Here is a 24,114-nt window from a genome sequence, read left to right as displayed (position 1 = left end):
GGCGCCATGTCCGGACGACCCGCTGGGATCAGACGGACGCCGTGACCGCGAATTCGGTCATCATCCCCGTCGTAAGGTGCGGCATGTGGTGGCAATGCAGCATCCATCGGGCGGCCTCACCGACATCGAGGGCGACATCGACCATCGACATCGGTGGCACGTGAACCGTGTCGCGTAGTGCACCGGCGACCCGACGCCCGTTCAGCCCGACGACCTGGAACACATGGCCGTGCAGATGCATCGGGTGCGCCATCATCGACATGTTGTGGAACGACAGCACGACCCGCTCACCGCTGCGTGCGGTGATCGGCTGGTGCTGGCCCCAGACTGCCCCGTTTATCGTCCAGACGTACGGCTGCATCGAACCGCCCAGCATCAGCATCTGGCTGCGGTCCACGGGTCGATCCGGCAGAGCGTCCAGCGCGATGAGGCGCGCCTCCTGCGCCAGATCGGTGTCGAACGCGGGCGCTTCGGCATCCGCCATTGCATCGAGACGCCGCACTTCGGCACCCTGCGTGGCGAGGATCAGGCCGGTGCGCTCGCGCGCGCCTTCGCGCAGGGCGAGGATCGGCCAGGCGCCGCCTTCGTGCGGCAGGTCGATCTCGATGTCCAGACGCTGGCCCATTGCCAGACCGAACCGCGTGCCGGCGAGAGGTTCGACCGCGTGCCCATCTACCGCGACCAGCCGCGCCTCGGCACCGCCGGTCTCGATCCAGAATACCGTCGCCGCAGCGGCGTTGATGACCCGAAGCCGGATACGGCCACCGCGCTCGACCTGGACCACCTCCGGGTCCGACAGGGTCCGGTCATTGGCGAGATAGGCGTCCCAGTCATAGTCGTTCAGGTCCATGGCCATGCCGCCCATCTGGCCGCCCATACCCATCATCCCGCCCATTCGGGGCATGTTGCCCATCGGCATGCCGCCCGTGGCGCCATGGCCCATGGCCCCGTGATCCATGCCCTGCATCGCCCCCATGCCTCCCATGGGAGCGCCCTGATCGGGCAATGCACCGGCACCATGGCCCGCGCCGTGCCCGCCGCCATGACCTGCGCCGATCTCGGCCAGAACCTCCTCGGGGGCCTTGAAGGAGAAGTCATGAAGGAACATCACGACGTCTTGCCGGTCGGCAGCAACGTCCTCGGCCGAGCGCACGATCAGCGGCGCGGCGAGCAGCTGCATCTCCTGGGTGGGCACATGGCTGTGCATCCAGTGCGTGCCGGGCCGTGCCTCGAAGTCGTAGGATCGGGTTTCACCCGGTGCGAGGAGGGGCATCGGCATGTCCGGCACACCGTCCTGCGCGTTGGGCGGGATCTGTCCGTGCCAGTGGATGATGGTACCGACGTCCAGGTCGTTGGTCAGATCGACCCGGAACCTCTGGCCGGGGTCGAGGATCAGTCCCTGTCCGCCGGGGCCGGCAAGCCCGAAGACCGTGGCAGCGCGACCGTCGATGTCGAGCGTGCGCGTCGCAGCGGAGAGGCTGATCGGCGCCACCCCTTGCGCGAAGGCGATGCGGGGCAAGTGTGCAGCGCCAATGGCGGCCGCACTTGCGGCAAGAAAGCCGCGTCGAGAAAGCATGTTCATGGTCGTCTCCTCGGGACTTCCGTCCCGTTCATCAATACCGATGGGGCGCCTCGGGCGTCTGCCCGGGCGCGCTCAGAGGAGACGGAGCTTGGGAGGTCGTTCGTTCAGTCCCGGCGCACGGCTGACGTGGATTGCCGCGGACGGGACGTCATGACTGGCGGCGCCGTAGGCGTGCCCGGCTTCCTCGCCTGCCGACGTCAGGAAGGCAGAGAGGCCTGCGCATACGAACTCGCACATCTCGGCATCGGCCGATCCACAGTGCTCTCCAGCGTCACAGTCGAAGCCCGAAATGACCGGAGAGTGCATCATGTCGGCGACATGCATCGCGTGATCCACACCGGAATTCATGCTCATGCGTGTCGCATGCGCGGAGGTCACCGTCGTCACCACGGTGATCGCGAGTATGGCAAGCATGGTGACGACACGTTCGAGCATGCTGCAAAGATAGGCATTGCTCACGAGAATGTCCATTGTCGCAGGCGCCTCGCCGCTGGCACAACGTGGTCTCGACCAAACGCGAATGTTATTCCGCAGTGATCGGGGATAGACGTCTTGAAAAAAGCTCTCCGAAATACTGTCGTGATCGGTCTGGTCGTCGGAGGTGTGATCCTCGCGGTCTTTGCTGGCTGGCGTTATGCCGGTACCGCATCCACCGCCCTGGCGTCGGCGGACATCATCGCGCAAGGACGCCAGATCTATGCGGATCAGTGCGCCGCCTGCCACGGCGCGGAACTGGAGGGCCAGCCGGGCTGGCGCTCGCCGCTTCCGTCCGGCCGGTTGCCGGCGCCACCCCACGACGCCAGCGGCCACACCTGGCACCATCCTGACGATGTCCTGTTCCGCATCGTTAGGGAAGGCACCGCCGCCGTGGTCGGCGGCGGATACGAGAGCGACATGCCCGGCTTCGCAGACGTGCTGAGCGACGCGGACATCCGCGCCGTTCTCGACTACATCAAGAGCACATGGCCAGAGCGCGAGCGCCGATACCAAGAGAGGGTGTCGGAGGCAAACTGACATTCCCCATGGTCGTCGGCTGCTACTCGCGCCAGGCCAGTTCGCAGACCGAGTTAGAGGAACGTCGCCGACCAGGTCAGCACCATGAAGCCGCCGAGCGACTGCATCATGTTGACCATCCGTATCGGCCCGGTTGCCTCGATCTGCGTGTACCCGAGCGTGGCGAAGTTGACGCCGGAGAAGTAGATCAGGCCGCTCCAGCATGGGTCGTAGCTGCCGTCGAAGCCTCCCACGCCCCAGCCCTGCAGCGCCCTGTAGACTGCGGCGAAAGCCAGGATTTCAATCGTGTGGAGCGCGAGCAGCCCGACGAACGCCACCATGATCGCCGCCTGCGGTCTCTCTTTCGAGTTCGGCTTCACGCCCCGGACGGCCAATAGCCCCGTAGTGGTGCGCGACCAGATGGCGGCCACCAGCGCGAAACCGAGCAGAAGCCCGATTCCAGTTGCAGCATGTTGAGCACTCGCGGCGGAACAGTACCCCGAGGTTTATGTTCTCAGCGCTCGGCCCTGCGGCATGGCAGCGGAACCATCGCCCTGCCGATGATCTGATCTCAGGCCTCACGTTCCGGATCAAACGCAAGAAGCCGCAGCGCGTTCAGTGTGACGAGCACCGTCGCGCCGGTATCTGCAAGGATCGCGATCCACAGCCCGGTAATGCCGAGGATCGTCGTCACCAGAAACACCGCCTTAAGGCCGAGCGCGATCGCCACATTTTGCCTGATGTTCGCCATGGCTGCGCGAGCAAGGCGAATCTTGCCGGCCACATCGGTCACGCGATTGCGCAGGATCGCGGCGTCGGCGGTTTCAAGCGCGACGTCCGTTCCGGAGCCCATGGCAACTCCGATGTGGGCGGTGGCGAGCGCAGGGGCATCGTTGATGCCGTCGCCCACCATCATCACGCGGTCTCTGGCGGTCATCTCACGGATCGCGGCGACCTTGCCTTCGGGCATCAATTCGGCGCGATGGTCAATGCCCAGCCCAGCGGAAATGGCTGCTGCCGTGCGCCGGTTGTCGCCGGTCAGCATCACAGACGCGATGCCAAGCGCCTTGAGTTGCTGCACCGCGCGGGCGGTATCCTCTCGGGGTTCGTCCCGGAGCGCTACGAGTCCGACCAACTGGCTCCGGCGGAAGACCGCGACGACTGTCTTGCCTTCATCTTCCATGCCGACCACCGCCCGGAGCGCGTGGTCGTCCAACACACCGCGCTCCCCGGCGAACCGTGGAGAGCCCACCCAGGCGGTTTCACCCTCAACGACTGCTTCGGCCCCTTTGCCCGGAAGCGCTTTGGCGGCGGTCGCGGCCAGGAACGGCGCTCCCGCAGCTTCCGCGCGGGACAGGATCGCCTCCGCCAGAGGATGGCTCGACCCCGCTTCGACGGCGGCAGCCAGCGCCAGCACCTCTGTCTCCGATCCCGAGATCGGCACCACGTCCGTGACGCGCGGCCGTCCGTGGGTCAGGGTTCCGGTCTTGTCGAATGCGACATGCGTGGTGGCCGCCGCGGCCTCGATCACGGCGCCTCCTTTCATCAGCAGCCCGCGACGCGCGCCTGAAGAAAGCGCAGAGGCGATGGAAGCCGGTACCGAGATCACCAGCGCGCAGGGGCATCCGATCAGGAGAAGCGCGAGCGCCCGGTAGATCCACGTATCCCAGCCTTGCCCGAACGCGAGGGGCGGGACGATGGCCACCAGCACCGCAACTCCGACGACGGCCGGCATGTAGATGCGGCTGAAACGGTCGATGAAGCGCTCGGTCGGGGCCCGGGCGCTTTCCGCTTCCTCGACCAGCCGGATGATACGGGCAATGGTGTTGTCCTCGGCCGACTTGGTGACCCGAACACGCAGCGCCGCCTCGGAATTGATGGAGCCGGCAAAGACGGAGGCACCGGGTTCCTTCAGCTTCGGCACACTCTCGCCCGTGACGGCGCTCTCATCGACGCCCGAGGTGCCCTCGATAACTTCGCCATCTGCCGGGACCCGGTCTCCCGGGCGCACCAGAACGATCTGGTCCACCTGCAGCTGGTCGGCTGGTATCACCCGAGTCCGGCCGCCGATCTCCAGGATCGCGGTCTTCGGTACCAGACGAGCGAGCGCCCGGATCCCGTCGCGGGCCTTGTTCGCCGCAACACCTTCGAGAACCTCCCCGACGGCGAAGAGGAAGACGACGAGCGCCGCTTCCTCGGCGGCGTCGATGACGAGCGCGCCGCTGGCGGCGATTGTCATCAGCATCTCGATCGTGAATGGCATCCCCGCTCTGGCGGACGCGACGGCGCGGCGTGCGATAGGGGCGACACCAATGAGCGTCGCGAGGATGAATGCCCACGTTGCCACATCCTGGGAGGCGAGCAGTTTCACGGCCCATGCCGCCGCGAGGAGGAGACCGGTGCCGATCACCAGTCTGCCCTTCGCGGTCTGATACCAACGCGAACCGGGCCCGGGACCGCTCTCGGGCCCTGTCGATCCAGCGTTGGGCTCGAGTCCTGCGGCATCTCGCGAGCCGTCCGCACGGGACGCTTGCTCATCGTCCGGCAGCACGAAGCCTTTCCGATCGGGGCTCGATCCTTTCGCCGCGATCCCGTAGCCGAGCCGCTTGACGATTGCTTCGATCTGGTTGCGAGAGGTCTGCCCTTCATCCAGAGTCAGCCGAAGCCGCTCGGTCATCAGCGCCACATCGACGTCGCTCACGCCAGGCAGGCGTTCGACCGCACCCCGGACCTTGCCGGCGCACGACGCACAGTCCATCCCGGAAACCGTCCATTCGTAGGTTGCACTGTCGTTCGCCGTCATCACGCCCTTCCAACCCGCCCAGCGGGCAACATTGTATTTGCTGAGTCGGGAACCTAAGGTCTCTAGTAGCTATAGCTTCAAGAGGAAATCTGATGCTCACCATCGGAAAATTGGGCGAAGCGGCCGGCGTGAAGGTTCCGACGATCCGCTACTACGAGCAGATCGGGCTCCTGCCGGAGCCAGATCGCAGTGCCGGGAACCAGCGGCTCTATGGGCAGTCGGCACTGGATCGGCTAGCCTTCATCCGCCATGCGCGGGAGCTCGGTTTTCCGCTGGACGCTATCCGAGACCTTCTGAGTCTCTCTGACAGACCCGATCAATCCTGCGCAGCCGCCGATGTCATCGCCAGGGCGCAGCTGGCCGAGGTTGAAAGCCGCCTTGCGCGCCTGACTGCGCTGAAAGGCGAACTTGAGCGCATGGTCGTGCAATGTGCAGGCGGTCGGATTGCCGATTGCCGGGTCATTGAAGTTCTGGGCGACCATTCGCTATGCGCAACCGATCACCAGCATCCGGAGAGCGAGGCGGCATCGTGAACGCACCCGGCACCCTCGCCATCTACATCGGTGCCGCTCTGGCCGAGATTGCGGGCTGCTTTGCGGTCTGGGCATGGATGCGGCAAGGCGCGAGCGCGCTCTGGCTGGTCCCCGGCCTCCTGAGCCTGGCCGTCTTCGCTTGGCTCCTGACCCTTGCCCCCTCCGATTTTGCGGGGCGGGCCTACGCAGCTTATGGCGGGGTCTATATCGCAGCCTCGCTCCTCTGGCTGTGGCTCATCGAGAAGCAGCGCCCGGACACTTGGGACCTGACAGGTGCCGCAATCTGCCTCGCCGGTGCGGCCGTCATCCTGTTGGCGCCGAGGGCGGCTGGTGGATGATCGGGGGTGCTCTCCAAGATCAAGGCAGCCGACTGCCGCTCATCGTTGCCGACATCACGATAGAGCCAACCTTTGCGGACGGACTCCCGCTCTTCCAGCGCAGCAGCTGTGCATATCAAATAAAATCAATGACTTATACTGGAGAAGGTTGGACGTCAGACCCATCCCCTCCGCCACATACCATTCGCGAACCCGAGACGAGGCCCCAGTGTGGGCCTTTTTTCTTTTTGTTTCAAAGGGGTTTAACGAGGCCATCCGACTTTCGGAGACTGGCCGTTTGCCGGAAATCGGTCTCTGAACGCCCCGCGTCTCCTTTCACCCGCCCTTCACCCAAATCGAGACGCATTGAAAAATATACGTCTTTTCAGATGCTTGCCGGAAATGGGTTGAGCTGCAGTTGAGGTGGGTTCGACCGCTAGCGAAAAGACCCGAGACACCCGAGGGCGGCGTGTTTCTGCGAAACGGTGCGAACGGTCGCGAGAAGTCTTTGATGACAAACAGTCTTTCCGCTCCTAGCCTGGCGGCATGTCGAACCGGCCTTGGACAGATGCAGAAAACGACCTGATCGTCGCGGATTACTTCGCGATGCTGGCTGAGGACATGGCGGGCCGTCCCTACAACAAGGCTCAGCACCGCCGCAGTTTGATGCCCCTATTACAGAGCCGAACGGAAGGCTCGATCGAGTTCAAGCATCAGAATATCAGTGCGGTGCTGAAGGGGCTCGGCGAAGATTGGATCCCTGGCTACAAGCCAGCGTTCAACTTCCAGATGACTTTGGTTGATGCTGTGGAGCGCTGGTTGGCATGGAACCCGGCTTGGCTTGGGCGGATGCCTGGCTCGCGACCAGCCATTGGCCTACGCGAGGCTACACAGATCTGGATAGGACCGTCACCAACGCTGTCTAACCAGCCGCCGCCGCAGGAACTGGAGCAGATGCTGCATGTCGCTAGAAAATTTGACGTTGCGGGTCGGGATGAACGCAACCGTGCTCTCGGCCGTGCCGGAGAAGAGCGGGTCGTTGCACACGAACGATCTGCATTGAAGTTGGCCGATCGAGAGGATCTGGCGCGCAAGGTGCGTTGGGTTTCAGAAGAGGATGGCGACGGTGCTGGGTATGACATTGCCAGCTTCACGCCGGACGGACGGGAGCGATTGATCGAGGTAAAAACGACAAACGGCTGGGAACGCACGCCCTTTTACATTTCTCGCAATGAACTGGCGGTCGCCGAAGAGCGCCGGTCGGAATGGTGCCTGTTTCGCCTCTGGAATTTCTCACGTGAGCCGAAAGCGTTTGAGTTGCACCCGCCGCTGGACGCGCATGTCTCGCTAACCGCGACAGCGTTTCAGGCGAGTTTTCATTGAGCTCCTGCTTGCTGCGGAGGCCAATTTCTCACGGGTCACTGCCCGAAAGGCGAAAATGAAAGCCGCCTTTTTCTTGCAGACATAACGGCACGAAGGGTGGAAAGCGAACGTTCGCGGCACCCGCGAGCGTCCTGCGCATTGAGGGCTAAAGCTGACATTGTTCGAAGCGACACAAACGTGTTTGACCTACACAATCCTTGGTCGTGAAAACACAGGGAGTGTTGACTTCATGTGGTCCGAACAGAGACAGTGGGGCAGTTGTGATCGGCAGTGCCTTACTGGTAATGTTCATATAGGTTTTAACAAAGTAATGGCAATCCGACCCATTCGCACCCACGTTCTAATCGATTGGAACAGCGAGCTGCGGTCGTTGCAAGGCCACATTGCGAGCGACGGAGAAGAGGTCGCTCGCCGGGTACTCAAACAGGTCTGTCGCCGCGTCGGCAGGCTGTTGCATGATCAAGCGGGAGACGAAGCGTTCTTTCTATCTTTGCGGGCGTACCATGGATGGCGTAGAGGTTTTGAGCCAACAGTCAGGCGCCGTGCCTTGGAAGCTGCTTTCGTGTACAATCCAGCTAACCCAGACGATCGTGGGCTAAGCGAGTATTCTCCCAGACGCTCACAGGTCGTGAGAAGCTTGGAGTTTGGAGACCGGTTGTTGGGCGCGAGGGAAGTGCGGCTCTGCGGTCAAAGGCAGGACCATCATTTGCCGAGCACTGTGCAGCAAGATCGAGCTGGCAGCCTGGGAGAAAAAATGGTCGATACAGCGCTTGTCTGCGACCTCATTTTCCTCGCGATGGAGGATGATGACAGCTGGCTCATTGTTGTCGGACAAGACGCAGACCTAGTCCCAGGCATTCTAACGGCCGAAGGACTATTGCAAGGAACAGATCGCCGCGTGATCTTTCTAGCTCGCGGTGGTATCACCAACAGTAACCCCACTATGACGGATTTGATATGCCGCCGCTAAGCCTTTCCATTAAAGACATCAATGCCTTTGCCGATCTTGGCACGCAGGTCGTGACGGAGAGAAACGAGTTTACAGTAACCCGAAACGGGGACAGGTACACGGTCACTGAGAATGGACAAAGCTACACCGTTACAACCTCGAATGGCGCTGAAAAAACCTTTCCGAATGCTGGCGCGCTTCTAGTCGATCCGGCATTTGCAGACCTTCCGAGAATTGCGAAGAATCAAGTGGTATTGCTATCGCCGCAAAGAATTGGTGATAGCCCGGTGCCGATTGTCGGCGAACTGAAGAGTATCGTTGGCAATAGCTCGCCATTCGCCATCGAACAAGGTCAGACGCCTTGGTTTGCGCTCGATCAATGGCTCGCCAATCAGCAGGGTTCCAGCAATCAAGACGGGACGGACCTCCTCTTGATTGACGGTCCAGCCGGTGTTGGGAAGACTACAGTCGTCCGTGAAGCGGCTCTATTGCGTGCTGAGTACTACGATGGATCAGCGCCGCTGATACTTCAGATTGCGAGCCGCGGGCGAGTTCTTCAAAACATCGCTGACCTAATTGCATTTGCGCTGCAAGATGTTCGATCGAATCTGACGATTGGGCAACTAATGTCGCTGGTGCGGCATGGACTTATCATTCTTGCTATCGATGGCTTCGACGAATTGTCCGATCCAAACGGCTTTGAGACAGCTTGGAGCGGGCTGAACGGCCTTATCGCAGATTCGCGCGGTGTAGCGACATTCCTACTCGCGGGGCGGGAAACATTCGTTTCCACCGAGCTAATGCAAAGGCAACTAACGTCCTTTAATACCGAAAATGACAGGCTTTCGGCTCTGACATTGGGAGACCCTGACCCAGTAGCAGCGAAGAATTGGTTACTTCAAAACCCGGGCTGGGACCACACGCTATTGGGTCGAAAATTCGTCGAGCCAATTTTTGATCACGGCTCATATGCCCTACGCCCTTTCTTTCTTGATGTTATTGCGCGCGAACCTGCTGCGCTCGCGAGTGACGAGCCCCCTGCTTCAGATTTGCTGAGTTACCTTGTCCAGATCATGCTTCGAAGGGAAGCGAAGAAATTCATCGAAGCGCTCGACCCTCCCGGTGGACCGGATAACACTCAAGACTATGAAACTTACGTCGGGCGTTTCTTGGAGGAGGTCGCGCGCGATCTGGCTGAGAACCAATCTGAGGCATTGGCTGACGATGCCCTTGACCTGCTCGCGACCGTTGCTGCCGACGGGCTGCTGCCAGACGATCAAGTAGCAGCTGTTGTTCAGCGTGCTCGAACAGTAGTATTTCTAGCCAATGACCTGCGTGCAGGTCACGTCCGTTTCGCCCATGAACAACTCTTGCAGCACTTCCTCGCTCGCGAAGCGCTTCGATCGGTAAGTGAAGGCGAGACACCTCGATATGTGCGGCGCAACCTGTTCGGGCGCGACGCATTGGAAGTGTTCGCCCACGTAGCAAGGGGCCGCCACGACGTGTCAGAGCGTTTCCTAAATTCGGTCCGCGCAGGCATCGCCCAACCATCTCGCGACAGGACGAACACGAACTTATCGGTGCTCGGAGTCGCAGCCGCATGTGGAACGGCCGTTGAAAGCGCCGATCTTCAAATTCGAGACGTCGGAATCAACGAGTTGTATTTTCCTTTTTCTGCGCCGATCGGGATTTCGTTTCGAGATACAGCAATCAGCATCCTGTATGCCGCTAGTGCCGACCTCCGGAATGTCGTCTTTGAAAGCGGGGTCCATATATCCACGCTTGAAGTCGATCGGCGAACCCAACTGCCAGTCCAATTACCTCAACCGCAAATGCTGGTGCATGCTGGCGGAACGACAAGCGACCCCAGCGAAATCCAAGATATTCTCAACCCTGATGCTCAACAGTCCGCTGCCCACCTCGATTGGTCGGATGATCTTTTTGAGATTCTGGGGCGGATTGAACGCTACCGAACGTTCTGGCTGAGGACAAATCTAGACGATACGGACCATCAAGGACGGCGCATCGTAACTCACCCCTCGTGGCCAAGCGTGTACAGTGCTTTGCGCAGTTTGGATCTCGTCACTGTCAAAACAAAGCAAGCATCTGGGCCATACGCCGAGTTCATCCATTTCCGGCAAGATGTTATCTTGACCGAACACAAGGACCTATTCCGAGCTCTAAATGGTTGATCCACATTGGCTTGTGTTGATGCAGTTGCAGCGAATGTCGGCACTGCGGGATGCCGCCGCAGCATGGCAGCAAGATGTCGAACGGCAGCTCTGGGCCGTTTGCGTCAACTATGTTCGGTTCATGGATATCTGTGGAACGCTGATTGTCTCACCTGTTGATCCGGGCCACCGTTCGGACCGTCGTACTTACCTTACGGCACTGACGACGTCCGGAGTAGTGATCCGCTGGCCAAGGCCCAGTTTTGGCCAGCACCATTGCTTGGCCGGAACATAGGAAATCGCTTGGCAAAGCCGGTCGCTCACGCAAATCGCCTGACACTCTTCGAAGCTGACGCCGCGGTGTCCCCTCTTTGTCAGATCGTAGCCTGAGAAATCCGTCGAGGGCAGGATCGTCATTTGCGAAGTCTTAGCGGTTCGCGCCGGTGTTGCCGGCTGTTCTGGTGCGCGATAGATTCCCGGACAGCTCGCAGCAATTTCAGCGACCTTCTGGTCACGTATGTCCTGCTCGAAGCCCCAGAAAGTGGTTCCGGCCGGAGTGTACACCCGCGCGCCGATGGTCGTGGCCCGTGCCAGGCGTGCCTTTACCTGTGGAGGGATGCGCATGAATACGCGAGTCCGTCCATTGTCCCGGTTCAGGATCTCGTAGCTGTCGATGCGGTTGTCGCTACCATCGACGACGAAGGAAAAGGTGCCGACGGCGGCAACTGGCGGTTCATCCAGAATGGCATAGGCGATCAGACCGTCGTCGCAGAACAGGGTCATCTCATTGGTCCCGTAGAGGGACTCGTGGAACATGTAGAGGGCGACCTTGCCGTTGAGGTTTCGGTATTCCATGCGGTCCTCGTAGACAGGCCCGGTGACGACCCGCCAGCGTTCGAGCTTGTCGGAAGACAGCCAGGTGATCGCATTGGGCGGCGTATTCGACATCTCGGCGAAGAGGGTGCTGCTGACCCTCTGGCGCTTCAGCAGCGCGACGATCTCGGCCGCGAACCTCTGGGCGATGTCTATCCCCTCTCCCGTATCAAGCCCCTCCCCGGAATGGGAGAACTGGTGGACACCAAGCCTCCCATTCGCAGCGAGGTACCGCAGATCGGCTCCGATGAAGGCCAGGACGCAGGCGGAGGCGCATTCCGCATTTGGGTTCTCATCCGTGCCGACCTGCGAAATGACGATTTCACTTCGGCTTCCCAAGACCCTTGCAATGCGCAACCCCTCGTAGAGACTGCCGCCGGGACTGTCGAAAAACACGAATATCTCGCGAAGGTCATGGCTGTCATAGTGCGAAAGCACGTCGCGCAACCGATCCGCGTCACCGTCTTCGATGGGCCCTGACAGCGTGACATAGAGATTAGGATCGAGAATGGGTCGCAGATCTTGGATCTCCGTCTCGATGCTCATGGCCGATCCCGCCTTCGCCATTAGGAGAAGCAACACGCATAGCAATCGGAGCATTTGAAAACCTTGGACGTTCAAACCATCTGGCACAATGGCAAAAGATCATGCGGTGCAGCGAAAGGTCAAGGCACCGACTCCGGAACGTTAGAGCTGATTGCAATCGCCTCACGTAAGTGGAACCATCTGAAGTTCGCAATCCGGGATCTTCCACATGTTCAAACGCCTCGCTGCCTTCGCGGCACTGACGATCCTCTTAGCACCTCCGGTGCAAGGAGCCGAAATCCAGAGATCGGATGACCAGGAATGCCGGGTGCAGATTACTGGTGAGATCCGGAAGGGGGATGCCGAGGCACTCGCAGGGCTTTCAGATCATTTGATTGTCGATAACGGGGAGAGCACGAGCGCTTCTGTGCTGTGTCTCGATAGCCCAGGCGGCAACATGATCGAGGGCATGAACATGGCAAAGTTCATTCTCGAGAATGGTATCAGTACCCGTATCCGCGCCGACCGTGAGTGCTCCTCAATTTGCGCCATCATGTTCATGATGGGCAACTACCGCGGTGGTGAGGTCGCGGGATTGAGCCGACGAATGCACTACACGTCGAAACTTGGGTTTCATCGCCCATATCTGAAGCCTGACGAGGCCCGGCTCTATACCTCAGATGATCTGGCCAGCATTTATGCGCTAGGGATGGAGACGGTTTTTGGAATTCTGGAAGTCGCGAACCGTCGGGAGCCTTGGGGAACGGCCCAGATGATTGAGCCTGATCTCTTCAAGTTCATCACCGGAACGCCTGGTGACGGCATGTTTTACGTATCGACTGTGGAGGAAGCTTTGCGTTGGCGCATTGAAATCGACGGCGTTCCCGCCAGCGCCAATCAGACTTGGAATCAGTTGCACTACGCCTGCGAAAACGCGTTGGCCAACCGGATATCTCTGACTTCTGTGCTTAATGGCATCGATGGCGCCCTTGGAGATGCAGTCTTTCGACTTCAGCCGTTGAATAGTTACAGCATTCAAGAAATTTCGAGTGCTGGCGATATCAGCAATGATGGCACTGCCGGTGTTGCCAGCTTGCGCGCCGGCTATTCCAGTGTCGGATGCCGTGTCAGGCTGTCGGGAGAACAAGTTGCGGTTTGTGGCAATGATGAAGCCACCGATACCCAAGTTGGTCGCTGCGGCGAAAAATACGGTATGCGGCATTTCTCGCCACTTTCTCGGCTACATCCGAAAACGCGCCTTCAGTCCCTCGGCTTACCTGATGCCTTCAACGCCGATGCACGAAGGATCGCGACTTGCGAGACCTTCGACCAGTCCGGAGGCATTACGGACTCTCAGCCTTGTCTGCAGGCCGTCGTGTTATTGCAGGACGCCGGAAATCCGATGGCAAGACACGTTTTCACGTGGTCATCCGGCTCGAGAACAGTCATCGACATCGATGGGGCGGCATACGGTGAGACCCATACGACGGCCAGGATCAATGGCGGCTCTGGCGAGATCCGCCACGGGCCGGAGGGTAAGAGCTGCGTCAGGAATCTTGCCAGCGGAAACCTTTTTTGCGTGAGCGGGTGAAATCACTACTGCGGCGATGACCCACCCTGACAGGACGAATAGTGGCCCCATTGTGCTATCAATCCATTGCGCAGAAAAGGCATCTGTCCCGATTGGCTTGCCCTGCATTGCTGCCGGCCAACTTTTCCGCGGCTGCAGGGTCGCGTCTGTACGACCGCTTCGGTGACGCTGCGAGGCAGCAAAAGCGTCCTCGATGAATGGCCGGTCAGGGCCGAACACGACGTTCAGGATGTAGCCTCGTCGAGTGCCTGTCTAATTTGTTCCCCCCACGCTGCCCCAGCGAGGAAGCCCAGATCATACAGGCTGACCGCCGATGGTTCGCGCCCGCAGGTCAACCGCTTCAGCACCTCCGGGGCGAGATAAGCGAGCCGCAACTGGCGGCTCACGTGTCGCTCAGCCAACCCGACGGCCTCGGCGAGTTCCTGGATCGTGCTGAACTCGCCAGCCTCCATGCGCCGCCGCCAGCCCCATGCACGGCCGATGGCGCGGAGGACATGTGGGTCCTGCGCCTGGTCTTCGCTGGGCAGATAGTCGGCGGGCGGCAGGATTTTTGGCCGACCGTTCTTCTTGCGGACCTTCAACGGGATCAGGATGCGGATCGTATCGTCAGGCTTGGTCATTCCGCCGCCTCCAGATTGCGCGGTGCAACCATCTCGCGGACGACCCCCGCGATCCCCTCGCGTCGGATGTCGACCTCGAGCCCCGCGGCGGTGACGGAAACGCGCCGGACAAGAAGCTGGATGATCCGTGCCTGCTCGGCCGGGAACAGCTGCGCCCAAAGCGCGCTGAACTCATGCAATGCCGCGATGGCGTCCGCCTCAGAAACAGCGCACTTTTTGACCTTCAGGGCGGCAATCACCTGCGTCACGACCTCCGGCGTCTGGAGAATGCGCCGGACCTCCGTCACGACCGCGTCCTCGACCATTCCGGCAGCCAGCCGCATCGGAGCGGTCTCACCGCCGGTCTCGCGGTTATTGATCGCGTCCATCGACACATAGTAACGATAGAGCTTTGCACCTTTCCGGGTGCTGGTGGGGGTCATGGCGGCGCCGGTGTCGCTGAATATCAGGCCCTTCAATAGCGCAGGTGTCTGCGACCGGCTGTTGTTGGCACGTTTGCGCGGGCTTTCCTTCATGATGGCGTGGGCGCGATCCCAGAGGTCGTTCTCGATGATGGCGTCGTGTTCGCCGGGATAGGCTTTGCCCTTGTGGACGGCCTCACCGCGATAAACACGGTTGTTCAGAAGCCGATAGAGGTACCCCTTGTCGATCAGCGTTCCCTGCTTGTTGCGGAACCCGTCGCGGCGGAGTTCGCGCGCCAGAACCGTGGCGGACCCGAGTTCGACGAACCGCTCGAAGATGCGGCGGACCGATGCGGCCTCGGCGTCGTTGACCGTCAACTTGCGATCCTGCACATCGTAGCCGAGCGGCACGTAGCCGCCCATCCAGATCCCGCGCTTGCGGGACGCGGCTACCTTGTCGCGGATGCGCTCGCCGATCACCTCGCGTTCGAACTGGGCGAAACTGAGCAGGATGTTCAGCGTCAGCCGCCCCATCGAGGTCGTGGTGTTGAACGACTGCGTGACCGAAACGAAGGTGACGCCGTTGCGGTCAAAGATCTCGACCAACTTGGAAAAGTCCATCAGCGAGCGGCTGAGGCGATCGATCTTGTAAACCACCACCACGTCGATCAACCCGTCGTCGATGTCGGCCATAAGCTGCTTGAGACCCGGACGCTCGAGATTGCCACCGGAAAAGCCGCCGTCGTCATAACGGTCGCGGGTCGCAACCCAACCCTCGGAGCGCTGGCTGGCGATATAGGCCTCGCATGCCTCCCGCTGGGCATCGAGGCTGTTGAACTCCATGTCGAGCCCTTCCTCGCTCGACTTGCGGGTGTAGATTGCGCAGCGCAGGCGGCGGGCAGGGCGGGTCGTGCGATCCATCATGCCTGCTCCCGCTTGCGTTCACGGAGGCCGAAGAAGCGATAGCCATTCCAGCGCGTTCCGGTGATGGCACGGGCCACGGCCGAGAGCGATTTGTATTTCTGGCCCTGCCAGTCAAAACCGTCCTTGAGGACGATCACCGTATGCTCGACCCCGTCCCATTCCCGGATCAGTCTGGTGCCCACCACAGGATTGCGCGGGTCGGCAATCTGCTTCTTCCTCCGGGCAACTCCCTCTACTTCATCGGCCAGCAAATCAAGCATGCGCCGGGTTTGCCGGTCGGGACCGCCGTAGGTCAGTTCCTGGATGCGATAAGCGATGCGAATTTCCAAAAAGGTCCGGCTATTGTTCGGCGCGGCGGTGCCGATGAGCTTTTCCCATTCGGCTTTCAGATCCCTGACCGACATGGCCTTAAGCGCAGCCAGGCGGGCCAGGACTGTTTGATCCACTGCTCCGTCCTGCCCAGGCTTTGCAGGTGATATCTTATTGTGATGCTTCATGAATTCCTCCGATGCGGATACGTTTTGCACGACGACCACCGCTCGTTCGGGGCGAGAAGTCCACGAAACTGTCTCCGCCTTCGTCAGATAAAGACCTGGCATTTTCTGCGTTCAGACGAATGACGCCGACGGCTAGAATGCGGCCGAGTTCGGCGAGGCGTGCCCGGGCAGACATCTTGTTGGGGCATAGCGGATTGGGCCCCGAAACCGGGGTTGAGATTTCATCAATCATCGGAGCGCCTTTCGGGTTGTTGCCCTATCTGGGCTTCAGGCGGCGCTGGTATTCAAGTTAAAACAACGGGTTGCGGGGCTGGTTCGGGGTGCCGCGTGCTGGATCGGGTTTGCGTCGCGCGGCCTTTCAGTGCCGTGTCGCGGGTTGGACCATCGAATCCGTCTCGAGTTTAAGCGCGGCCTTCCAAAGAGGGGTTTTGGTGAACACGCTTTCCTGCGACCGAAAGGATTTCCCAGGGCGTGTTTCCTGAATCAGACCGGTCCAGACGAGCGGGCGCAGAACCTGAGTGTAAAGGCTGCCCATCATCTCATCGTAGCGTGGAAAAGGGCTGGAGTCGGGTTCGCCAAACAAGATCTGTCGCAGATGCTGGCCCGCTGCGCCGTCCTCCGTCTCGACATTGAGGACGTTGAGGAAGATGTTCCAGTTTCCTGGAACCGGTTCTCTCGGGGTCCGTGACCAACTCGAATGATCGATTTCAAAGAGGTAGAACGGCGTTAAAATCCCAAATAGACGGCCGGGTTGATGTGCCAAGTCCGACCCTGACTTCGTCAGCTTGAAATCCCCCTTATAGTGCCGACCCATTTTCAGGCTGGTCAGCAGGAAGTGAATATCTCCAAGCGGCATGAAGTCATGTTCGTTGAGCACTTTGTTGACGGCGAAGAGATCGTCCTCTGTGTACCCGGGCCAGTCGAACGCGGCTGCGGCCCAGTGAACGAAATTGCGCTTGAAGGCTTTTGAGGGGGTGAGGCCGATGGAACCATGCTCGTGGACGTAAGCGTAGGTTTTCAAAACCCCGCGCAAGAGGGGCGAGAAGCTCAAGGCAGGTTCATCATCAGCGAGGGAGCGGAATTCGATCATTGAACCTGACCGCTAGTACGACTGCTTGCCAGGAATGACACCGCGAACACCTCCTCGGGGCTCTTTCACATCACCGTCCCGTCTCGGGATCAGGTGGATATGGCAATGAAAAATCGTCTGACCAGCAGACTCACCGGAATTAATCCCGACGTTGAATCCCGAAACCGTATGATCGCCTGAGAGGATTTTCGCCCTTTGCTCCTTCAAGAGCTGGTCGATCGCGTTCCGCTCTGGCTGATACAGATCGAAGTAATCGGCGACATGTCGCTTCGGGACCACTAGCGTGTGGAGGTCCGTAACCGGAAATCCGTCCCGGATTGCATAACAAAGCTCGTTTTCAGCAATGATGCGATCGGTTGGGATTTCGCAGAAAAGACATCCGCTTTGACGTTCCGCGTATTGCTCGGCCATGTTTCTGAAATCGGTATCGTCGGTATCCCGTTTGTTGGTATTGCACGTGATGCACAGAGCCTGGAAGTTGCTCAGCTCGTCCAGGCCTCCCTTGTTGCGCGGAACGATGTGATCGACGTGCAAGGCGATCTTCTCCGCAGAAGCGCCGCAAAGTTCGCACCGAAATCTGGCCCGCTTCAGAACTTCATAGCGAACGGACCCTGGGATATAGCCATTCGCATTTGTTCGGTGCTGCCAGATAACGCCGCCGCGGCGTTCAATATATTCCGCAATTTTTGCATCACATGCTGCAATCAGTTGCTCTGTTTCTCCCGCAGTGAGTTCGGCTTCCAGAAGCCGATATCCGATCGTTCTGACGCCATCCTTGATCGGTTCAACGATCTGATTATTGGTCAGAACACGCCCGACCATGTTTTTGGTCCTGATCTCGTAATACTCAACCTGAGACAGGTCATACGACAGTAATGCCCTGGCAATCTGTTGAGAAACGCGCGAAAGTTGGTGATGCCCTGAGGGGCGGCATATCATGGCGGTGTTCAGACGCCGTCAATTCTCAGCCGAGAAAGGGATATGCCACATGCCAGAGAATACCATCACTGAACTGCCCGATCCATCAGGATTTGGCTCCGACCCATTCACCGAGGTCCTGCGCGATGGAGCGCGCAAGCTGATCGAACAGGCGATCCACGCGGAGCTGGCCGCGCTCATGAACGCCTTTTCCGGGGACAAGCTCGAGGACGGTCGGGCACGCCTGGTGCGCCATGGTCACTTACCCGAACGCGAGGTGATGACCGGCATTGGTCCGGTGCCCGTGAAGGTGCCGCGCGTGCGGGACCGCAAGCCAGGCGAAGACAAGATTACCTTCACGCCCAGCATCCTGCCGCGCTATCTGCGCAAGGCGAAATCGGTCGAGGAGTTGCTGCCGTGGCTCTACCTCAAGGGCGTGTCCACAGGCGATTTTACCGAGGCGTTGGGGGCGCTGCTGGGTCCGAATGCCAAGGGGTTATCGGCCAAGACCGTCACGCGGCTGAAGGCCGACTGGTGGGCAGACTACGAGGCTTGGCAGAAACGCGACCTTGGCACGCGGCGGTTCCTCTACATCTGGGCCGATGGCGTCTATTTCAAACCGCGCATGGCTGAGGAAAAACAATGTGTTCTGGTGATCGTCGGGGCGGATGAATACGGCCGCAAGGAGTTGCTGGCCATGACCGACGGCTTCCGTGAAAGCACCCAAAGCTGGCGCGAGGTGCTGCTCGATCTCAAGCGCCGCGGCCTGAAACAGGACCCGAAACTGGCCATCGGTGATGGCGCATTGGGGTTCTGGACCGCGCTGCGCGAGGTGTTCGCTACGACGCGGGAACAACGGTGCTGGGTCCACAAGACCATGAACGTGCTGAACGCGCTGCCGAAATCTATCCAAGCCAAGGCGAAGGCGCACCTGCACGACATCTGGCAGGCCGACACGAAAGCCGAAGCGAACGCCGCCTTCGATTTCTTCGTCGAAACCTACGGCGTGAAGTGGAACAAGCCGGTGGCCAAGCTGGTCAAGGACCGGGACGCGCTGCTGACCTTCTACGACTATCCGGCCGAACACTGGAAGCACATCCGCACGTCAAACCCGATTGAAAGCACCTTTGCCACCGTCCGGCATCGCACGAAACGCACCAAGGGCTGCCTCAGCCGCAAGACCGGGCTGGCCATGGCATTCAAGCTGATGATGTCAGCGCAGGGAAAATGGCGCAAACTCGACGGCCGGAACCGCCTGCCCGAAATCATCGACGGGGTTGAGTTCCGCGACGGTCTCCGCCACGTTCAAATCGCCGCCTGATCAAGCATCACCAACTTTTGCGCATATCTCCAATCTGTTCAACGGTCGCCTGTCCATCTGACAGCAATAACTCTCGCAACACCACCGGTTGATAGATGTGGGACATTCGCATTCGCTGCGTGATAAAGTTTAGCAGGCTCTCTGGATGCATTTGGATCGTTCCGGAAACGGTTTCAGTATCTGATCATCAATAAGTGTATTGAACTTGGCAAACCACACTGCCTCTATATTTCTCGCGCGAACCAGCGGATCCGCCCGATGACGTGGATCTCTTCGACCGTGCGCTCGTAGGGGCTGTAAAAGCTGTTGTCGGAGATGACCCGCACCGCGGATGGATCGCTGTTCGGGATGTGCTCCAGCCGCTTGGCGACCAAGCCCATCCCGTCGTTCAGCACGAAGATCCCGGGCGGGTTCGGAGTCTTGCGCGCCATGTCGACCAGCACCGTATCGCCGTCCAGCAGGGTAGGGGCCATGCTGTCGCCTTCAACATGCATGATGCGCAGCTGCGAGGGGCTGGCCTTGAGGCTGCCCTTTATCCAGGACCGGCGGAAGTGATAGGCGCGGCCCGGCGTGTCGCGATCTTCAAGCACCACCGCGCCGCCGCCCATTGAGGGGCGCGGGCTGGCATGTGCAATCGCCACAAAGGCTTCGTCAGGATTGTCGATGAAGGGCGGCGTGCCGTCCACGTCGCCGATGCCGTGGATCAACCAGTCGCGATCCACCTTCAGGACTGCCGCGACCTCGCGGAGCTTTTCGATCCCGGGGCGCGTCGATCGCCCGCGCAGGATGTCGTAGACGAAGGAGCGGTTCACACCGGCCATCTCGGCGACATGCGCCGGGCTGAGGCCAAGTTGATCGGCGCGGGCGCGGAGGCGGTCGGCAAGGGTATGTTGCTCGGTCATGATTTCCCCAAGGGGCTGTGGACTAAATAGGATAAAATAGGATTGATCCGATAACGTCAAGCAACTAGAACAAAGTATAAACATTTAGCGGCGGGAATCGAGGGCGGATGGAGATCGATAAAGCGTATTTTACCCTCCCCGAGGTTCTGGACCGCTGGCGGATCTCTGAGGCCGACCTGATCTACCTTGCCGAGAATGACAGTCTGCGGCTTTCGATGCGGGTGTTTGGTGTGCCAGTGGAGTTCGGCGGCTACGAAGACAACGGGGACGGGGTTGGTCATCGTGTGCCGTGGGAGCAGGCCCACTATGATGGCTTGCTGGATCTGCACGCCCGGGATGCGTTTCAGCTCTTTCGCTGTGGTGAGGTCCACCTGAGTGACTTCCGCACTCCCCAGGCTGATTATGCCACGCTCTGCGAGCACGCCGAGCCGGTGCTGGTTCTGATCGGCGATCTTCTGATAAGGCGCGAGGAACGCGACCGTTTCGAGATCGCCAACGGGTTTTCCGGGGCAGGTGCGGCCATTGAGGAACCCACCTTCATCGCCTCGGCTGACTACCAGGAGGTGCGGTGCAATGGCAGCCGCTTCAAGCTTGGGCCGATCCAGGCGGAAGTGGTCCGGGCATTGCACGGCGCGGCGATGGCGGGCGAGCCGTGGCAGAACGGCAAGTCGGTTCTCTCCGGAGCCGGTTCGAAGAGCCTGCGCATGGCCGATGTATTCAAGTCGCAGGTCAATTGGCGGCACCTGATCCGCTCGGATCGCCGGGGCGGATACCGACTCAATCTGGACTGATTTGCACCACCGGTCACCCGGGGGTGGGGGATCGTGAGGGGGATGAGTGGGGGATGGAGGGGGATGGCTCACCCTCCAGGCTGCCGGAGGTGCAGTCGTGCAAGGGTCACGCGATCCCCCTCCGCATCCCCCGCCAATCCCCACGACATCCCATACCGTTAATTTGCATTGTGTCCTCATCAACGATGAAGAGGAGACAATGATGCTGCAAAAGCATTGCCTGAATCAGAAGGAGCTGGCCCGTCGCTGGGGCATCTCCCATCGGACGCTGGAGCGTTGGCGCCATGTTGGCCAGGGGCCAACGTTTCTCAAGCTTGGCGGGCGCGTGCTGTATCGGCGCGAGGAGATCGAAGCTTTCGAAGAGAGCCAGTTGCAGCGGGCGAAAGTCGTGAGTGCTGCAATTGACCGAGCCGGACCCGCAGAGGGGCGGAGGCTGTCAGCTGTTCCCGTCACATCCTCACCTCTGAATGGCAGGGCCCCGTCCGGGGCGATGTCGCTGCGCAGTTCGTAGAGGGGGGAGATCATGTTCATGGGACCCACACCCTTTATCACGGTTCGCGCCAGCCGACCGCTGACCGAGATCGAGTTCTGCGCCTGGGTGGCGCAGGCCGCTCCCGGCGACCGGCTGGAATATCATCGCGGTTTTCTGGTGCTCGACATCTTCCCTGTGTTTTCAGGGCTGTCGGATGCGGCGCGGGCCGAGTTGAGCAGGCTTGGATCCCGCGCTTTCTGGGCCGCTGAACTTGGTCTCGTGCATCTCGTTCAGGAGCGCGTGGGCCCCGATCAGTTCGCCTATATCGCCGTCGCCCGGCCCAAGCCCAAAGCCGCCGCTGCCTCCCTGTCCGAGCTGCTGCTCGCCGAGCCGGAGGCCGCGTGATGTCCGCCTTCCAAACCTTTTTCACCGATCACGGAGACCAATTCATGCCATTCCCCGAGAACACACCCACGCCCGACGATCTGCCGTCGCTCACCGCCGCCGAAATAGCGGCCCTGCCGGTCGAGTTGCTGGCAATCCTGCAGCGCGAGATCGACGAGCGCCTGAAGCGCGACAAGGCCGCCAAGACCCGCTTCGATGCCGGACTGGCCATCCGCTACGCCACTCGCGCCACCGAAGAACGCCAGGCCGCAGGCAAGGACACCGGCACGGTCCGATTCGATGACGGCGATTTCACCGTGGTCGCCGATCTGCCAAAACGGGTGGGTTGGGATCAGGACCGGTTGGCTGCGATGGTCGCGCGGATCTGCGATGCAGGCGACGACCCCGCCGAATACGTTGATCTCTCCTTCAAGGTGCCCGAGCGCAAATACGCGGCCTGGCCCGAGGCCATCCGGCAGGGTTTCGAGCCCGCGCGCACCGTGAGGCCCGGCACGCTGAAGGTCGAGATCCTCGCGCAGGGGGCCGAGCAGTGAGCCTCCCCATCATCAGCGCCGACCAGCGGTTGGCGGAGCCGCGCGGCATCAAGGGCTGTATCTTCGGCAAGAGTGGAATCGGCAAAACCTCACTGCTCTGGACGCTCGACCCTGAGCGCACGCTGTTCATGGATCTCGAAGCGGGCGATCTCGCCATCGAGGGCTGGGCGGGCGACAGCATCCGGCCGCGCACATGGGCGGAATGCCGGGATTTCGCGGTGTTCATCGGCGGGCCCAACCCGGCACTGCGCGACGAGCAGCCCTATAGCCCGGCCCATTACAAGGCCGTCTGCGACCGCTTCGGTGATCCGGCAGCGCTCGACCGCTACGATACGATCTTCGTCGACTCGATCACCGTCGCCGGGCGGCTGTGCTTCGGGTGGTGCAAGGGCCAGCCAGAAGCGCTGTCGGAGAAAACCGGCAAGCCGGATGTCCGTGGCGCTTACGGTCTGCACGGCCGCGAGATGATCGGCTGGCTCACCCACCTCCAGCACACGCGGGCCAAGAACGTCTGGTTCGTCGGGATCCTCGACGAGAAGCTCGACGACTTCAATCGCAAGGTGTTCCAGCCGCAGATCGACGGTTCCAAGACCGGGCTCGAGCTGCCGGGGATCGTCGATGAGGTGATCACCATGGCGGAGTTGAAGGCCGATGGCGGCGATCCGTATCGCGCCTTCGTCTGCCAGACGATCAATCCCTGGGGCTTTCCGGCAAAGGACCGCTCCGGCCGCCTGGCCCAAGTCGAAGAACCCCATCTCGGCCGCCTGATGGCGAAGATCCGGACGCCCGCGATACCGGCACCCGACCGGCTGACCTACGCGCCACCACCCGCCGATCCGCCGACCGACAAACAATCCAAACCGCAAAACTGATCAGAAAAGGAGGTTCCCCATGGGTTCCTGGAACGATTTCAACGACGCGCAGAGCAACACCAACCTCATCCCGAAGGGCACGCTGGCCAAGGTGCGCCTGACTATCCGCCCCGGCGGGTTCGACGATGCCTCGCAGGGGTGGACCGGCGGCTATGCCACGCGCGGCTCCACTGGCGCGGTGTACCTGAACGGCGAGTTCACCGTGACCGAGGGTCCCTATGCCCGGCGCAAGATATTCACGCTGATCGGTCTTTACAGCCCCAAGGGGCCAGACTGGACCAACATGGGCCGCAGCCTCGTGCGCGGTATGCTGAATTCGGCGCGCGGGATTTCCGACAAGGACATGTCGGCCGAGGCGCAGGCGGCGCGGCGCATTAGCGGCTTTGCCGATCTGGACGGGATCGAGTTCATCGCCCGCATTGATATCGGCACCGATGCAAGCGGTGACGACAAGAACGAGATCCGCAGCGCGGTCACGCCTGACCATCGCGACTATGCGCAGGTCATGGGAACGGCGCCCCTGCAGTTCAGTGGTAACGCCGGGCCGGGGGCCACTCCGCAGCAGAATGCTGCCGCCCCAACGTCCTCGTCCAATCCGCCAGCAGCCAACCCCGGTGCCCCCGGGCGGCCGAGCTGGGCACAGTAAGG

At 60.7% G+C, this 24,114-nt stretch carries 25 protein-coding genes; 13 read left to right on the top strand and 12 right to left on the bottom strand.

The genetic code is table 11. The features are described 5' to 3' along the window. Positions 1–28: 28 nt before the first annotated feature. Positions 29–1,582 (bottom strand): multicopper oxidase family protein, encoded by a 1,554-nt coding sequence (locus E2L08_RS00635; protein WP_062563567.1) that lies wholly within the window; start codon positions 1,580–1,582, stop codon positions 29–31. Between the two features lie 72 nt (positions 1,583–1,654). Then, positions 1,655–2,053 carry a hypothetical protein gene (locus E2L08_RS00630; protein ID WP_045681279.1) on the bottom strand — a complete coding sequence of 133 codons (399 nt, stop codon included), beginning with the start codon at positions 2,051–2,053 and terminating at the stop codon, positions 1,655–1,657. A gap of 81 nt (positions 2,054–2,134) precedes the next feature. Here E2L08_RS00630 and E2L08_RS00625 point away from each other — a divergent pair, with 81 nt between their 5' ends. Further along, positions 2,135–2,596, top strand: a complete 462-nt coding sequence (locus tag E2L08_RS00625; RefSeq protein ID WP_083548846.1) for a c-type cytochrome — start codon at positions 2,135–2,137, stop codon at positions 2,594–2,596. Positions 2,597–2,649: 53 nt separating this feature from the next. On the opposite strand, the gene E2L08_RS00620 is transcribed toward E2L08_RS00625, so the two are convergent. Together E2L08_RS00620 and E2L08_RS00615 are read right to left on the bottom strand one after the other, a co-directional pair. Next, the gene (locus E2L08_RS00620; protein ID WP_208990406.1) at positions 2,650–3,006 is read right to left on the bottom strand and encodes an ion channel; all 357 of its coding nucleotides are present in this window, start codon (positions 3,004–3,006) and stop codon (positions 2,650–2,652) included. Positions 3,007–3,146: 140 nt separating this feature from the next. Beyond that, positions 3,147–5,378 carry a heavy metal translocating P-type ATPase gene (locus E2L08_RS00615; RefSeq protein ID WP_240757842.1) on the bottom strand — a complete coding sequence of 744 codons (2,232 nt, stop codon included), beginning with the start codon at positions 5,376–5,378 and terminating at the stop codon, positions 3,147–3,149. Positions 5,379–5,470: 92 nt separating this feature from the next. Here E2L08_RS00615 and E2L08_RS00610 point away from each other — a divergent pair, with 92 nt between their 5' ends. From E2L08_RS00610 to E2L08_RS00590, 4 genes are all read left to right on the top strand, one after another. Next, the gene (locus tag E2L08_RS00610; RefSeq protein WP_045681275.1) at positions 5,471–5,911 is read left to right on the top strand and encodes a MerR family transcriptional regulator; all 441 of its coding nucleotides are present in this window, start codon (positions 5,471–5,473) and stop codon (positions 5,909–5,911) included. Continuing rightward, positions 5,908–6,249 carry a YnfA family protein gene (locus tag E2L08_RS00605; protein WP_140197623.1) on the top strand — a complete coding sequence of 114 codons (342 nt, stop codon included), beginning with the start codon at positions 5,908–5,910 and terminating at the stop codon, positions 6,247–6,249. Before E2L08_RS00610 ends, E2L08_RS00605 begins: the two co-directional genes overlap by 4 nt. 525 nt (positions 6,250–6,774) lie before the next feature. After that, entirely contained in the window at positions 6,775–7,611 is an 837-nt protein-coding gene (locus E2L08_RS00600; protein WP_133395116.1) for a protein NO VEIN domain-containing protein, read from the top strand. Between the two features lie 957 nt (positions 7,612–8,568). After that, the gene (locus E2L08_RS00590; protein WP_133395114.1) at positions 8,569–10,752 is read left to right on the top strand and encodes an NACHT domain-containing protein; all 2,184 of its coding nucleotides are present in this window, start codon (positions 8,569–8,571) and stop codon (positions 10,750–10,752) included. 186 nt (positions 10,753–10,938) lie between these two features. On the opposite strand, the gene E2L08_RS00585 is transcribed toward E2L08_RS00590, so the two are convergent. Next, the gene (locus E2L08_RS00585; RefSeq protein ID WP_168771009.1) at positions 10,939–12,150 is read right to left on the bottom strand and encodes an ATP-dependent Clp protease proteolytic subunit; all 1,212 of its coding nucleotides are present in this window, start codon (positions 12,148–12,150) and stop codon (positions 10,939–10,941) included. Positions 12,151–12,358: 208 nt separating this feature from the next. Between E2L08_RS00585 and E2L08_RS00580 the strand changes: the two genes are divergently transcribed. Next, positions 12,359–13,720 carry a COG3904 family protein gene (locus E2L08_RS00580; RefSeq protein ID WP_133395112.1) on the top strand — a complete coding sequence of 454 codons (1,362 nt, stop codon included), beginning with the start codon at positions 12,359–12,361 and terminating at the stop codon, positions 13,718–13,720. A 224-nt stretch (positions 13,721–13,944) separates the two neighbouring features. Here E2L08_RS00580 and E2L08_RS00575 read toward each other — a convergent pair whose 3' ends face one another. The 6 genes from E2L08_RS00575 to E2L08_RS00550 all read right to left on the bottom strand — a co-directional run bounded on the left by E2L08_RS00575 (position 13,945) and on the right by E2L08_RS00550 (position 18,074). Beyond that, complete coding sequence (locus E2L08_RS00575) at positions 13,945–14,340, bottom strand: hypothetical protein (RefSeq protein WP_133395111.1); 396 nt, start codon at positions 14,338–14,340, stop codon at positions 13,945–13,947. Beyond that, positions 14,337–15,662, bottom strand: coding sequence for a recombinase family protein (locus E2L08_RS00570; protein WP_133395427.1), 1,326 nt, complete (start codon positions 15,660–15,662; stop codon positions 14,337–14,339). The genes E2L08_RS00575 and E2L08_RS00570 overlap by 4 nt, the downstream gene beginning before the upstream one ends. Next, a complete protein-coding gene (locus E2L08_RS00565) occupies positions 15,662–16,162 on the bottom strand; it encodes a DUF2924 domain-containing protein (RefSeq protein WP_133395110.1) in 501 nt (166 codons plus the stop codon). The genes E2L08_RS00570 and E2L08_RS00565 overlap by 1 nt, the downstream gene beginning before the upstream one ends. Then, on the bottom strand, positions 16,146–16,394 hold the full coding sequence (locus E2L08_RS00560) for a hypothetical protein (protein ID WP_133395109.1): 249 nt from the start codon (positions 16,392–16,394) through the stop codon (positions 16,146–16,148). The genes E2L08_RS00565 and E2L08_RS00560 overlap by 17 nt, the downstream gene beginning before the upstream one ends. A gap of 126 nt (positions 16,395–16,520) precedes the next feature. Next, positions 16,521–17,252, bottom strand: coding sequence for a hypothetical protein (locus tag E2L08_RS00555; protein ID WP_133395108.1), 732 nt, complete (start codon positions 17,250–17,252; stop codon positions 16,521–16,523). Positions 17,253–17,264: 12 nt separating this feature from the next. Continuing rightward, entirely contained in the window at positions 17,265–18,074 is an 810-nt protein-coding gene (locus tag E2L08_RS00550; RefSeq protein WP_240757840.1) for an HIT domain-containing protein, read from the bottom strand. Positions 18,075–18,240: 166 nt separating this feature from the next. Here E2L08_RS00550 and E2L08_RS00545 point away from each other — a divergent pair, with 166 nt between their 5' ends. Then, complete coding sequence (locus E2L08_RS00545; protein ID WP_133395106.1) at positions 18,241–19,491, top strand: IS256 family transposase; 1,251 nt, start codon at positions 18,241–18,243, stop codon at positions 19,489–19,491. 224 nt (positions 19,492–19,715) lie between these two features. Here E2L08_RS00545 and E2L08_RS00540 read toward each other — a convergent pair whose 3' ends face one another. Continuing rightward, the gene (locus E2L08_RS00540) at positions 19,716–20,393 is read right to left on the bottom strand and encodes a LexA family transcriptional regulator (protein WP_133395105.1); all 678 of its coding nucleotides are present in this window, start codon (positions 20,391–20,393) and stop codon (positions 19,716–19,718) included. A gap of 107 nt (positions 20,394–20,500) precedes the next feature. On the opposite strand from E2L08_RS00540, the gene E2L08_RS00535 reads away from it, so the two are divergent. From E2L08_RS00535 to E2L08_RS00510, 6 genes are all read left to right on the top strand, one after another. Then, on the top strand, positions 20,501–21,184 hold the full coding sequence (locus E2L08_RS00535) for a hypothetical protein (RefSeq protein ID WP_133395104.1): 684 nt from the start codon (positions 20,501–20,503) through the stop codon (positions 21,182–21,184). Between the two features lie 199 nt (positions 21,185–21,383). After that, complete coding sequence (locus tag E2L08_RS00530; protein ID WP_240757829.1) at positions 21,384–21,695, top strand: helix-turn-helix transcriptional regulator; 312 nt, start codon at positions 21,384–21,386, stop codon at positions 21,693–21,695. A 12-nt stretch (positions 21,696–21,707) separates the two neighbouring features. Beyond that, on the top strand, positions 21,708–22,061 hold the full coding sequence (locus E2L08_RS00525) for a hypothetical protein (RefSeq protein ID WP_206076946.1): 354 nt from the start codon (positions 21,708–21,710) through the stop codon (positions 22,059–22,061). Then, a complete protein-coding gene (locus E2L08_RS00520) occupies positions 22,061–22,594 on the top strand; it encodes a hypothetical protein (protein WP_206076945.1) in 534 nt (177 codons plus the stop codon). The genes E2L08_RS00525 and E2L08_RS00520 overlap by 1 nt, the downstream gene beginning before the upstream one ends. Beyond that, entirely contained in the window at positions 22,591–23,466 is an 876-nt protein-coding gene (locus E2L08_RS00515) for an ATP-binding protein (protein ID WP_133395103.1), read from the top strand. Before E2L08_RS00520 ends, E2L08_RS00515 begins: the two co-directional genes overlap by 4 nt. Positions 23,467–23,485: 19 nt before the next feature. Beyond that, positions 23,486–24,112 (top strand): hypothetical protein, encoded by a 627-nt coding sequence (locus E2L08_RS00510; protein ID WP_133395102.1) that lies wholly within the window; start codon positions 23,486–23,488, stop codon positions 24,110–24,112. Positions 24,113–24,114 lie beyond the last annotated feature (2 nt).

This window comes from Palleronia sediminis, from assembly GCF_004358695.1.
Lineage (GTDB): Bacteria > Pseudomonadota > Alphaproteobacteria > Rhodobacterales > Rhodobacteraceae > Palleronia > Palleronia sediminis.
The sequence above is the reverse complement of the archived record's forward strand: the minus strand, read 5'-3'. Positions and strand labels throughout refer to the sequence as shown.

What these genes read in the sequence shown, in the direction of transcription:
- E2L08_RS00585 (WP_168771009.1), bottom strand. Translation starts at nt 12,150, where the DNA reads ATGAGCATCGAGACGGAGATCCAAGATCTGCGACCCATTCTCGATCCT.
- E2L08_RS00545 (WP_133395106.1), top strand. Translation starts at nt 18,241, where the DNA reads ATGCCAGAGAATACCATCACTGAACTGCCCGATCCATCAGGATTTGGC.
- E2L08_RS00555 (WP_133395108.1), bottom strand. Translation starts at nt 17,252, where the DNA reads ATGATCGAATTCCGCTCCCTCGCTGATGATGAACCTGCCTTGAGCTTC.
- E2L08_RS00530 (WP_240757829.1), top strand. Translation starts at nt 21,384, where the DNA reads ATGATGCTGCAAAAGCATTGCCTGAATCAGAAGGAGCTGGCCCGTCGC.
- E2L08_RS00565 (WP_133395110.1), bottom strand. Translation starts at nt 16,162, where the DNA reads ATGAAGCATCACAATAAGATATCACCTGCAAAGCCTGGGCAGGACGGA.
- E2L08_RS00510 (WP_133395102.1), top strand. Translation starts at nt 23,486, where the DNA reads ATGGGTTCCTGGAACGATTTCAACGACGCGCAGAGCAACACCAACCTC.
- E2L08_RS00535 (WP_133395104.1), top strand. Translation starts at nt 20,501, where the DNA reads ATGGAGATCGATAAAGCGTATTTTACCCTCCCCGAGGTTCTGGACCGC.
- E2L08_RS00635 (WP_062563567.1), bottom strand. Translation starts at nt 1,582, where the DNA reads ATGAACATGCTTTCTCGACGCGGCTTTCTTGCCGCAAGTGCGGCCGCC.
- E2L08_RS00550 (WP_240757840.1), bottom strand. Translation starts at nt 18,074, where the DNA reads ATGGTCGGGCGTGTTCTGACCAATAATCAGATCGTTGAACCGATCAAG.
- E2L08_RS00525 (WP_206076946.1), top strand. Translation starts at nt 21,708, where the DNA reads ATGTTCATGGGACCCACACCCTTTATCACGGTTCGCGCCAGCCGACCG.
- E2L08_RS00575 (WP_133395111.1), bottom strand. Translation starts at nt 14,340, where the DNA reads ATGACCAAGCCTGACGATACGATCCGCATCCTGATCCCGTTGAAGGTC.
- E2L08_RS00610 (WP_045681275.1), top strand. Translation starts at nt 5,471, where the DNA reads ATGCTCACCATCGGAAAATTGGGCGAAGCGGCCGGCGTGAAGGTTCCG.
- E2L08_RS00570 (WP_133395427.1), bottom strand. Translation starts at nt 15,662, where the DNA reads ATGGATCGCACGACCCGCCCTGCCCGCCGCCTGCGCTGCGCAATCTAC.
- E2L08_RS00600 (WP_133395116.1), top strand. Translation starts at nt 6,775, where the DNA reads ATGTCGAACCGGCCTTGGACAGATGCAGAAAACGACCTGATCGTCGCG.
- E2L08_RS00520 (WP_206076945.1), top strand. Translation starts at nt 22,061, where the DNA reads ATGTCCGCCTTCCAAACCTTTTTCACCGATCACGGAGACCAATTCATG.
- E2L08_RS00560 (WP_133395109.1), bottom strand. Translation starts at nt 16,394, where the DNA reads ATGATTGATGAAATCTCAACCCCGGTTTCGGGGCCCAATCCGCTATGC.
- E2L08_RS00590 (WP_133395114.1), top strand. Translation starts at nt 8,569, where the DNA reads ATGCCGCCGCTAAGCCTTTCCATTAAAGACATCAATGCCTTTGCCGAT.
- E2L08_RS00630 (WP_045681279.1), bottom strand. Translation starts at nt 2,053, where the DNA reads ATGGACATTCTCGTGAGCAATGCCTATCTTTGCAGCATGCTCGAACGT.
- E2L08_RS00580 (WP_133395112.1), top strand. Translation starts at nt 12,359, where the DNA reads ATGTTCAAACGCCTCGCTGCCTTCGCGGCACTGACGATCCTCTTAGCA.
- E2L08_RS00615 (WP_240757842.1), bottom strand. Translation starts at nt 5,378, where the DNA reads ATGACGGCGAACGACAGTGCAACCTACGAATGGACGGTTTCCGGGATG.
- E2L08_RS00540 (WP_133395105.1), bottom strand. Translation starts at nt 20,393, where the DNA reads ATGACCGAGCAACATACCCTTGCCGACCGCCTCCGCGCCCGCGCCGAT.